Raw genomic sequence first — 3,904 nt, 5'->3', positions numbered from 1 at the left:
AGTGCATGGAGGCAGAATTATGCAGTGAAGTAGCAAAAATGCTAATGAATGAACTTAGCAAACATAGGTGCCTCAATTATGCACCCAAGTGAGTGCATTGTTGCCTTGGCTGAGGGTGGGTTTAAAATCAATGGGCCGCCCGAAATGGGCAAAGGCCCGATGAGTAACGAGAAAGAACTAGAGTCAAGTACCGAAGCCTCCCTGCCCCAACCCACCCAGGCAGGGAGGATAGAGCTATGTACCGAGTTGATAAGCAAGGCAAGGAGGTGCCTAGGCAATGGAGACAGGGAGTGCGTGGTGAGGGCTCTTAAGGAGTTGATTCAAAGCCAATGCCACGAGGGCAACGCGGTTGGTGGGGAAATGGCTGGTAATGTCAAGGGCGTTTTTCATGAGTTGTGGCTTGTCAGTGATGGTGGTGAAGTGTGTAGGTTATTGAGAGTGCTTAAGGGTCTCGGTATATCGAGGAGTTGGGTTAGCGATGCGTTGGGCGTGAACACGAAGGCACTGAACAAGTGGCTCACTAAGTGCGGCATTGATTGGGAGGGCAAGGCGACGAGGAACAAAGTCGTTAAGGACATCGAAGATCTACTAAGAAAGGAACTAGGCTGGGACAAGATCAAGATGTGTGAGGAGTTGTGGCGGTTCGTCTGTGTTGATGTTGATGAGTTTAGGAGATACGGAATAGAGCCGTGTGCTTGGTTAAGCGGTTTAGAGCTACTGAGCGACTTGAGGAGGCCCTATTGGCTTGGTTTAAGAGTTAGTGACCTGGTAGTTAGAAGAATTAAAGGGGGCGTTGAGTTGGAAATAAATACCACGAGTAGCATCGACGCAGTATTCTTCCCAGTGCTGTTAAGTGCGGTCAAGACACCAAGCCTAAAAATTGAGTGGAAAAGGGGTGCGCCTGCGGCGAAATACGTATCTAAATCAATCGCTTTATCATACTACGTAAATCTAAGTGCCAACGCGTGGCCGTGGCCAATCAAGCTAAGCACTAGTGAGCTCAAGGGGTTAATCGAGGGCTTCAGTGATGAGGAGCTCGCGGAGTTCATAGCTGGCGAAATAGATGGAGATGGGTCAGTGTGGTATGACTATGAGAATGGCTATGCATGCGTGGAAATTGTGGCTTGTAAAAATTGCCCGAAGAGGATGATGCTCGATGTGCTGAAGGAGGTTATCGCCAAGAGGTTCGGCATCGTTGGCTACGACTATTCAAAAGGAACAGATGATGCCTTAAAGTTCGGCGGTGAGGACGCCGTTAAGCTCCTCAGGCGTATAGCGAGATATGTACATCATCCGCTTAAACGCTTAAGAATCGAGTTGATCTTAGCGCTTTACGACGGGAGGATAAGCCCTGAGACGTTCGAGAAGCTCTATGACGCAACAAAATATGAACTTGGAAGGCCAGACATAAAACGCAACAACGCACTAGCCACAGCCACCTGGGCAGCCCCACAAACCCACACCCACGGGGTAAAAAAACAATTTTCCAAATTCAAACCGAGGAATATAGAACAAAATTCTTGGTAGCGGGGCCCGGATTCGAACCGGGGACCTCGGGGTTATGAGCCCCGCAGGCTACCAGGCTACCCTACCCCGCTGTGGCTTCTGTTTCTTCATCATCATTTAAGTCTTTCTCTGCATGTTCACTCGTATGGATGCTTTATTGTGTCTTAATGGTTGGGTTTATTAACTGGAATTGAAATAAGCGGTTATACCATTACGGTGGTTATTTAACGACCGTGAGTGGGCAGATATACCCATTCACAGTAACAGCAAGCTCATAATCGTTGTTGTGAAATTCATGGGAAACGCTTTTAAGTGCCTATGATAATTTGACTTCGGGCCCGTAGTCTAGCCTGGTTAGGATGTCCAGGGCATAACGCCCGCATAGGCCTTACGAGCGGGAGGTCCCGGGTTCAAGTCCCGGCGGGCCCACCATGAACTTTACGCGGAGATACCCGAGAAGCGCCTCAGGAAGGCGGCTGAGCTCGTTAAGTCGAAGGATCCAGTGGAGAGGCTATACTCAAAGAGGCGCAGGCACAACAAACTGCTCACTAAGGTCACGAACGGTTACATGTTAGCCGCGCCTGTTATAACCCATGTGAGGAATGTTGTGAAGGGTGCTGAGATGCAGCATGCTTTAGGGTTAGAGTATGTTGCTCATCACATAAGGCTTGAGATGGAGATACCGTGAGCATGCTGAAGACCCTGCATAGGTCCAGGAGGGGTAGCTGGATATACCAGTCACCGAGGATCACGCTTATTTTAACATACGCCAAAGCTAAGGGACTGGATCTGGGGCAGGTCCTCAAGCGCCATTTGGATGTTGTGAGCAGGCTTGGGGAACATCAAAGGTGGATCCTAGATAGGTTAGGGTGGTTAGGCTACCGTAGCAGGAGGGGTGGCTCCCCAAACATCAGTGAGCTTGACTATTACCAGAGGGCACTAGGTCTTAACATGGGTGACGTGGTTAAGGCGGTGGATGCGGTGCTTAGGGCATTTAACTCAAGGTCAAACGACGTATCTGCACTACCCCCAATACCCACACTACCTGAGAAGCTGGTGATAATGAGGGCTATTGCAGGCGTGGAGTCGAACTTCAGCCTCTTGGAAACCATGAAAATACTGCTCACTAGGCCTAAAAACATAGGTGACCCAGACACGTTTAGGAGGGAGTTAAGATTCAGGAGGACTTGGCTCTACTCGCTGCACCTAATTGATGCCGAAAGGCCCACGTGCCTTGGCTACGCTGTGGCTTTTAGCGTGGAGACTGGTGAGGATGCGGCGGAGGCGTACGTAATGAGGGCTGGGGAATTGGGGCTCCTTAAGTGGATTATTACGCTTGAGGCTGCAGCGCTTGATGTAGGCACTAAGAATGAGTTAGATAATCTACTATCGGCGTATGGTGCCTTCATGAGGGATTACCTACAGGTGAAGGTTGACCTCAGCGAAGTTTACTCAGCATTTCAATACATGGCAAGTGATGTAGGCGGCATCACAATGGCAACCCCAGCGTTGCCAATAGAAGAGGTACTTCGGAGACTCAGAATGAGCGCATGAGCATAGTGAAGTTATGTGCCCATTAATGAGGAGGGTTAGGCTCTCGTTCCTGCCTGGGCTTGAAATCGAGTTCACGGATAGGGATGTTGCCCTTAGGCAGGTTGAGGATTGGGCTAGGGAGAGTACGAGGTGGCCGATTGTGGTATTTGGCCCTGAGGGTTGTGGTAAGTCTGCTTTCCTTAGGCAGGCAACGGTGATGCTTAGGGATTTGGACTACGACGTGGTTTACATAGACCCACTGCATAGGTTCTTCATAACCCACACGGATGTGGACGAAATAACCAGGAAACTTGCCGACGCGGCCTCGGAGACCCTCGGCATTGCCCAGCTCAAGCTGGCTACATTGGCTATAGACATAATTAAGGAACTACTCGAGAAGTGGGGCAGAAAGAGGGTTGCCGTGTTGGTTGATGAGGTCTTCCAGGCGATTGGCCTTGAAAAGGCTGGACTGTATGTTAAGAGTCTCCTAACACTAATCGAGTACCCACCGAGGAGTTATGAGGGGATAGTGGCTGTGGTGGCCACAAGTGAGGGGGTTACTAGGGGGGAGATTGGCCGTCACAGGTGGGCTCATTTAACGCCCATGTGGAACATGCCTAAGGAGGGTTTTAGGCAATTATACGGGGCAATACCTGGGGTTAAGCCTCCATTTGATGAGGTTTGGAGACTAACCGGTGGAAACCCTGGCATGCTCCTTGAGTTGTATAGAAGGGGTTGGAATGCCGATGAGGTGGTTAAGGCGTTAATTAGGGATAAGGGGTTGACGCCAAGCTTCATAGCTAGGTGGAGGGTTTGGTTTGAGAGGGCTGTTGAGGACCCCGAGGTGCTATGGAGCCCTGACGCA

4 protein-coding genes and 2 tRNA genes are annotated in these 3,904 nt (G+C 50.2%); 5 read left to right on the top strand and 1 reads right to left on the bottom strand.

All coding sequences use genetic code 11. The features are described 5' to 3' along the window. Positions 1-78 precede the first annotated feature (78 nt). Entirely contained in the window at positions 79-1,527 is a 1,449-nt protein-coding gene (locus B7L70_RS12685) for an LAGLIDADG family homing endonuclease (protein ID WP_143701663.1), read from the top strand. Here B7L70_RS12685 and B7L70_RS14350 read toward each other — a convergent pair. Continuing rightward, a tRNA-Met gene (locus tag B7L70_RS14350) sits at positions 1,522-1,598 on the bottom strand. The two genes, B7L70_RS12685 and B7L70_RS14350, sit on opposite strands and share 6 nt — an antisense overlap. 242 nt (positions 1,599-1,840) lie before the next feature. Between B7L70_RS14350 and B7L70_RS14345 the strand changes: the two genes are divergently transcribed. From B7L70_RS14345 to B7L70_RS12660, 4 genes are all read left to right on the top strand, one after another. After that, positions 1,841-1,938, top strand: a tRNA-Val gene (locus tag B7L70_RS14345). A 70-nt stretch (positions 1,939-2,008) separates the two neighbouring features. Continuing rightward, on the top strand, positions 2,009-2,194 hold the full coding sequence (locus tag B7L70_RS12670; RefSeq protein WP_101940303.1) for a hypothetical protein: 186 nt from the start codon (positions 2,009-2,011) through the stop codon (positions 2,192-2,194). Next, positions 2,191-3,060 (top strand): hypothetical protein, encoded by an 870-nt coding sequence (locus tag B7L70_RS12665; protein ID WP_143701662.1) that lies wholly within the window; start codon positions 2,191-2,193, stop codon positions 3,058-3,060. The genes B7L70_RS12670 and B7L70_RS12665 overlap by 4 nt, the downstream gene beginning before the upstream one ends. 25 nt (positions 3,061-3,085) lie before the next feature. Next, a partial coding sequence (locus B7L70_RS12660) for an ATP-binding protein (RefSeq protein WP_081228475.1) occupies positions 3,086-3,904 on the top strand: 819 nt, incomplete at its 3' end.

Source organism: Vulcanisaeta sp. EB80 (assembly GCF_002078205.2).
The sequence above is the reverse complement of the archived record's forward strand: the minus strand, read 5'-3'. Positions and strand labels throughout refer to the sequence as shown.

Bases quoted from the DNA above. Each gene is read 5' to 3' on its own strand.
- B7L70_RS12685 (WP_143701663.1), top strand. From the start codon at position 79: ATGCACCCAAGTGAGTGCATTGTTGCCTTGGCTGAGGGTGGGTTTAAA.